Source organism: Agrococcus sp. TSP3-2-1 (assembly GCF_049897585.1).
GTDB lineage: Bacteria > Actinomycetota > Actinomycetes > Actinomycetales > Microbacteriaceae > Agrococcus.
In genome coordinates, this window is record NZ_JAFCWN010000006.1 from 205,661 (window position 1) to 211,689 (window position 6,029).

Sequence of the window (6,029 nt, forward strand, 5' to 3'; positions counted from 1 at the left end):
ATGCAGGAGCTCCAGTCGGCCTTCCACGACCTCTCGACGGCTCATGTGGCGGATGCATGCATGCGCCTCAGCGTGCCGGTCCGGTGCGGTCCCGCCGGGCTGCGGCCCGTGCTGCCGGGCGTGCACGTCGTCGGCCGGGCGCTCCCCGCGCAGCACGTCGGCAGCGTCGACGTGTTCCTCGAGGCGCTCGAGGCGAGCGAGCCGGGTGACGTGCTCGTCGTCGACGACGGCGGTCGCACCGACCGCGCGTGCCTCGGCGACCTCGTCGCGCTCGAGGCGGCGCGCGCCGGCATCGCCGGCATCGTCATCTGGGGGCTGCACCGCGACACCCGCGAGCTGCGCGAGATCGGCCTGCCGGTGCTGAGCCTCGGCGCCTCGCCGTCGGGACCGGCGAGCGTCGAGCCGCAGGCGGCCGACGCGCTCCAGGTCGCGCGGCTCGGCGAGCACGCGGTGGCGCGCGACGACCTCGTGCTCGCCGATGACGACGGCGCGATCGTCGTGCCGGTCGCGCACGCGAGCCCGATCGCCGAGGCCGCCGCGAGCATCCGCGACACCGAGCGCCGCCAGGCCGCCGCCATGCGCGGCGGCTCGAGCCTGCGCGAGCAAGTGCGGTTCCGTGACTACCTCGACGCCCGCAGCGCCCGCGGCATCGGCTTCCGCGAGCACCTGCGCGACGTGGGCGGCGCGATCGAGGAGTGAGCCGACGCATCCATCGACCTCCGACGAAGGAGAGAGCATGACCCGCCAGCGCCGCTTCGCCCAGGTCGACGTCTTCGGCGCCCAGCCCTACCTCGGCAATCCCGTCGCCGTCGTGCTCGATGCCGAGGGCATCGACGACGCGTCGATGCAGCGCATCGCGCGCTGGACGAACCTGTCGGAGACGACGTTCGTGCTGCCGCCCGCCTCGCCCGACGCCGACTACCGGCTGCGCATCTTCACGCCCGGCGGCGAGCTGCCGTTCGCGGGCCACCCGACGCTCGGCTCGGCCCACGCGTGGCTCGAGCACGGCGGCGTTCCTCGGCGCGACGACCGCATCGTGCAGGAGTGCGAGGCCGGCCTCATCGACGTGCGGCGCGGAGACGTGCTCGCCTTCGCCGCTCCCCCGATGCGCCGCACGGGCGAGCTCGAGCCCGAGCACCTCGCGCGCCTCGTCGAGGCGCTCGGCATCGCGCCCGAGCGGGTGGTCGCGCACCAGTGGGTCGACAACGGGCCGGGCTGGTGCGTCGTGCGGCTCGAGACGGCGCAGGAGGTGCTCGACCTCGAGCCCGACCTCTCGCGCATCCCCGACGCCATGGTCGGCGCGATCGGCGCCTACCCGCCCGGCTCGGAGCGCGCGTTCGAGCTGCGCTCGTTCGCGCCCGCGATCGGCGTCGCGGAGGACCCGGTGTGCGGCAGCCAGAACGCGTCGGTCGCCCAGTGGCTCACGAGCACCGGCGCGGCCGAGCGCGCGTACTCGGTCTCGCAGGGCCGACGGCTCGGACGCGCGGGAGCGATCTCGATCGAGGCGGATGCCGACGGCACGGTCTGGGTGGGCGGCGCGACGGTCACGTGCTTCTCGGGCATCGCGATCGCTTGACGCGACGCGCTCGCGTCGGTCATCCGTCGGCGAGCAGGCTCTCGACATCCGGCAGCCCCTGGAACGCCGTGAAGGTGCCGCGCTCGGCGATCTCGCGGGCGGCGCCGAGCCACCCGCCCCACGCCGCGCGCGCGAGCGTGCCGCCGACGCTGATGCGGCGCACGCCGAGCGCCGCCGCCTCCTCGACGGTGACGAACGGCGCATTCACGAGCAGGTTCACGGGCTTCGGCGCGACGGCCGCGACGATCGCCGCGACCTCGTCGCGCGAGGAGATGCGTGGCGCATAGAGGCAGTCGGCGCCTGCGCCGGCGTACGCGACGAGCCGACGGATCGTGTCGTCGAGATCGGGATGCCCGACGACGTACCCCTCGGACCTCGCGGTCAGCAGCGCCCCGGTCCCGCCGCGGTCGATCGCCGCTCGAGCCGCGGCGACGCGCTCGACGGCGAGCGCGTGCTCGAAGAGCGGGTGCTCGGCGTCGCCGGTCGAGTCCTCGATCGACAGGCCCGCGACGCCGGTCGAGGCGGCCGCCTCCACGTGCGCGGCGACGATCTCGGGATCGTCGGCGAAGCCGCCCTGGAAGTCGGCGTTGAGCGGCACGGCGACGGCTGCGGCGAGGGCGCGGAGGTGGCCGAGCGCCTCATCGAGCGCGACGCGCGAGTCCTGCTTGCCGATCGACCAGGCGAAGCCTGCGCTCGTCGTCGCGAGGGCGGGGAAGCCGAGCCGCTCGAGGATGCGGGCGCTGCCGAGATCCCACGGGTTGGGCATCACGAACGTGCCCGCTTCGTGCAGGCGATGGAACTCGATGACTCGCGGATCGGGCATCGCGACCTCCGGCGCGGTCCGCTGCCGCGCTCGCCGCGACCTTATGTCGGCGCGACGCGTGCGACAAGGGGCGGTCCTCCGCGCGCCGCGCCGGCGACGATCGCCTGCTCGAGCAGGGCGCTGTAGCCGTCCTCGAAGAACGGGTAGCGCAGCCGACCGAGCAGCGCCATGAGGCGGTCGCCGCGCAGCACGGTGCCGCTCGGCGCCGCCGGCTCGATCCGAGGTGGCGGTGGCACACCGAGGGCATCGGCGATCCAGGTCACGACATCGCCGAGCGGGGCGGGCCGGGCGTCGACGGCATGGAGGAGCCGTGGCGGCTCCGGCTCGCCGAGCATCGCCTCGAGCGAGCGCACGAGATCCGTCTCGTGGATGCGGTTGGTGCGCCGCGCGTACTGCACGGGTGACCCATCGCGCACCTTGCGCACGAGCGTGTCGCGGCCAGGGCCGTAGATGCCCGCGGGGCGCACGACGAGCGCGTCGAGGCGATCGAAAGCGAGCCGCTCGCCGTCGAGCAGCGCCGCGGCACGAGCGGAGGCCGGCGCCGGCGCGTCCGCTTCCGTGAGCGGCGTCGGACCGGCGCGGCCCTCGAGCACTCGCGTCGACGAGACGAGCACGACGCGGCGCGACGCGGCCTGCAGCGCATCGGCGAGGTGCCGGAGCGACCGCACGTACGCCGGCTCCGGGCCGTCGTGGTCGCCCGGCGGCAGCGTGATCACCACGTCGTCGACCGCGGGGATGAGCGTCCGGGGCACCGGTGCGCTGAGGTCGGCCGAGAGGCGCGCGAACGCATCCGGCAGCCCGGTCGTGTCGCGGCGCAGCGCGAGGACCTCGCCGCCGGCGGCGACGAGCCGCAGGCCGAGCGGCGTGCCGAGCTTGCCGCAGCCGACGAGCAGGGTCCGCCGCGGCGATGCCGCTGTCTCGCTCGCTCGCACGTCGGGGCGACAGGATTCGAACCTGCGACCTCCCGCCCCCAAAGCGGGCGCTCTAGCCAAGCTGAGCTACGCCCCGTAGGGATCGCTCCCGTACAGTCACCGATCCTAACGGCGTGGGCGCATCCACCGATCCGACCACGGGCGCCCGCCCCGGCTATCGTGTCGACGTGCTCCCCGCCGTCGTGCTCACCGCCGTCCTCGTCCTGCTTGCCGTCTTCCAGTTCGCGCTCGCGCTCGGTGTGGGTCGTCGTCGCCTACTTCGTGCTCGGCATCGCCATGAACGCGATCTCCCGCAGCAAGCCGGAGCGGTGGGCGATGGTGCCGGTCGCGGCGGTGCTCGCGGTGCTCTCGCTCCTCATCGCGCTCGCGCCGGTGCGATGAACCGGTCCGCGGCGGACCGCTCGACCGTCGACTGCCGGTGCGGCACGCTCGCGTCGTGATCGAGCCCGAGGTGGACGAGCCGCTGCGTGCGCGGTACGGCTGGCGCGACCCGGCGGCGAACGAGTTCACCGCTGGGGACATCGCCTTCGGCTGGGTTGTCGGAGCGGGTGCGGTGTTCGCGGGATCGTTCGTGTTCGGCGCGGTGCTCGCCGCCTCGACGCTGCCGATCGCGCTCCTGATCGGCGCGTTCATCGGCCTGCCCGCCCTGACCCTCTATGGCGTCCCCGTCGCGATCGCCGCGGCGGCAGTGCTCCGTCGCGTGCGGGCCGAGTGGGTGCACCACGCGTCTTTCGGCGTCCTGGGTGCGATCGGAGGCGCGCTCGCGGTCGCCGTCTTCGCGGGTGGCGACCCGAGCTGGGGCGTGCTCTTTGCACCCGGCATCATCACAGGCGCGGCGAGCGCCGTCCTTGCGCGCGGGCTCGCGAAGCGGCGCGCGATCCGCACGCGCGGCACCGACTCCGCGGCGGCGGGCTAGAGCGTCCGCTCGCGGATCATCCGCGAGAGCTCGCGCCCCGAGTCCTTCACGGTGCGCTCCTGCGTCTCGTAGTCGACCCGCACGATGCCGAAGCGCTTGTGGTAGCCCCACGCCCACTCGAAGTTGTCCATGAGCGACCAGTACATGAAGCCCTTGACCGGCACGCCCGCGTCGACCGCATCGAGCACGGCGCCGACGTGCGAGCGGAGGAAGTCGGTGCGCTCGGCATCGTGGATGCGCGCTTCGCCCGTCGACGCATCCGTGACGACCTCGTCGTCGTAGGCCGCGCCGTTCTCGGTGACCCACAGCTCGACGCCCTTCGCGCCCGTGTACTCGTCGTGCAGGTGGTGGAGGAGCTTCGTGAGGCCGGAGGGGTTGACCTCCCAGCCCATGTTGGTCGTCGGCACGCCGCGCGGATGCGCCTGCACGCCCTCGGCGGCGGGGTACGGGCTCGCGATCGGGCGATCGGTCGGTGCGTCGTTGACGACCGGCGCCTCGGGCGTCTCGTAGGAGACGGCGTCGTCGTGGTAGTAGTTCACGCCGAGCACGTCGATCGGCGCGGCGATGATCTCGAGGTCGCCCTCGTGCACGACGGCGTCGAGGCCGAGCGGGCCGACGTCGCGCACGAGCGACTCGGGGTACTCGCCCGTCATGATCGGGTGCACGAAGAAGCGGTTGTACTGGTCGTTGAGGCGCCGCGCGGCCTCCAGGTCGGAGGCGCTCTGCGGGTCGACCGGCTCGGCGGGCTGGAAGTTGAGGGTGATGCCAACGCGCTCGGCTCCCGCCTCGCGCAGCGCGCCGACCGCCATGCCGTGGGCGAGCAGCAGGTGGTGGCCGGCCTGGAGGCCCGCCTCGACGCTCTGCCGACCGGGCGCGTGCGCGCCGGCCGTGTAGGAGAGGAACGACGAGCACCACGGCTCGTTGAGCGTCGTCCAGTTCTGCACGCGGTCGCCGAGCGCGTCGTGCACCGTGAGCGCGTAGTCGACGAAGCGGTGCGCGGTGTCGCGGCTCGTCCACCCGCCCTGCTCCTCGAGCGCCTGCGGCAGGTCCCAGTGGTAGAGCGTGAGCCACGGCATGATGTCGGCCGCGAGCAGCTCGTCGACGAGCCGCGAGTAGAAGTCGATGCCCTTCGCGTTGGGCTCGCCGCCGTCGGGACGCACGCGCGCCCAGCTCGTCGAGAAGCGGTAGACCTGCAGGCCGAGGTCTCGCATGAGCGCGACGTCGTCGGTCATGCGGTGGTAGTGGTCGCACGCGACGTCGCCGTTGTGGCCGTCGATCACCGCGCCCGGCACGCGCGCGAACGCGTCCCAGATGCTCGCGGTGCGCCCGTCCTCGAAGGCGGCGCCCTCGATCTGGAAGGCCGCCGTCGCGGCGCCGAGGATGAAGTCGTCAGGGATGCTTCGCTGCACGGTCTCGAGCGTAGCCGGGCGAGGGAGGCGCGGTCGTCGCACGGACGGAGAGGGCGGATGCGGTAGATTCGTCGCGTCCCGATCGCGCGTCGCGCTCGGGCCGCGCGGGCGTAGCTCAATGGTAGAGCCTCAGTCTTCCAAACTGATTACGCGGGTTCGATTCCCGTCGCCCGCTCCGCTCCTTCTCGCTGTGCCGCTCCGGGCGCCCCCTCCCTCAGCGCGCTGAGCCGCTCCGCGCGCAGCGCGCTGAGCGCGTCGAAGCGCACCCCAGTCGGCGCCTGACCGGACAGAACACGTTCTCCACAGCCCTCTTCTGCGGTCGCTCGCGTGTCAGTGGCCCGTGGTGGAATGCCGTCATGGATGAGTGGTGGGG

Annotated in this window: 7 protein-coding genes and 2 tRNA genes; 5 read left to right on the top strand and 4 right to left on the bottom strand. The window is 73.5% G+C overall.

The window, feature by feature from the left end:
* A complete protein-coding gene (locus ACP7BI_RS10690; protein ID WP_425846017.1) occupies positions 1-699 on the top strand; it encodes an RraA family protein in 699 nt (232 codons plus the stop codon).
* A gap of 37 nt (positions 700-736) precedes the next feature.
* The gene (locus ACP7BI_RS10695; RefSeq protein WP_425846020.1) at positions 737-1,576 is read left to right on the top strand and encodes a PhzF family phenazine biosynthesis protein; all 840 of its coding nucleotides are present in this window, start codon (positions 737-739) and stop codon (positions 1,574-1,576) included.
* Between the two features lie 19 nt (positions 1,577-1,595).
* Here ACP7BI_RS10695 and ACP7BI_RS10700 read toward each other — a convergent pair whose 3' ends face one another.
* The 3 genes from ACP7BI_RS10700 to ACP7BI_RS10710 form a co-directional block, all read right to left on the bottom strand.
* On the bottom strand, positions 1,596-2,399 hold the full coding sequence (locus ACP7BI_RS10700; protein ID WP_425846022.1) for an isocitrate lyase/PEP mutase family protein: 804 nt from the start codon (positions 2,397-2,399) through the stop codon (positions 1,596-1,598).
* 41 nt (positions 2,400-2,440) lie between these two features.
* Complete coding sequence (locus tag ACP7BI_RS10705; RefSeq protein WP_425846023.1) at positions 2,441-3,331, bottom strand: sugar nucleotide-binding protein; 891 nt, start codon at positions 3,329-3,331, stop codon at positions 2,441-2,443.
* Between the two features lies 1 nt (position 3,332).
* Positions 3,333-3,407: transfer RNA gene (locus ACP7BI_RS10710), tRNA-Pro, on the bottom strand.
* A gap of 131 nt (positions 3,408-3,538) precedes the next feature.
* On the opposite strand from ACP7BI_RS10710, the gene ACP7BI_RS10715 reads away from it, so the two are divergent.
* Both ACP7BI_RS10715 and ACP7BI_RS10720 read left to right on the top strand, forming a co-directional pair.
* Entirely contained in the window at positions 3,539-3,712 is a 174-nt protein-coding gene (locus ACP7BI_RS10715) for a hypothetical protein (RefSeq protein WP_425846025.1), read from the top strand.
* 55 nt (positions 3,713-3,767) lie between these two features.
* Entirely contained in the window at positions 3,768-4,247 is a 480-nt protein-coding gene (locus tag ACP7BI_RS10720) for a hypothetical protein (RefSeq protein WP_425846027.1), read from the top strand.
* Here ACP7BI_RS10720 and ACP7BI_RS10725 read toward each other — a convergent pair.
* Positions 4,244-5,656 (bottom strand): GH1 family beta-glucosidase, encoded by a 1,413-nt coding sequence (locus ACP7BI_RS10725; RefSeq protein ID WP_425846029.1) that lies wholly within the window; start codon positions 5,654-5,656, stop codon positions 4,244-4,246. The genes ACP7BI_RS10720 and ACP7BI_RS10725 overlap by 4 nt on opposite strands.
* A gap of 104 nt (positions 5,657-5,760) precedes the next feature.
* Between ACP7BI_RS10725 and ACP7BI_RS10730 the strand changes: the two genes are divergently transcribed.
* Positions 5,761-5,831 (top strand) — tRNA-Gly (locus ACP7BI_RS10730).
* The last annotated feature ends 198 nt before the right edge of the window (positions 5,832-6,029 follow it).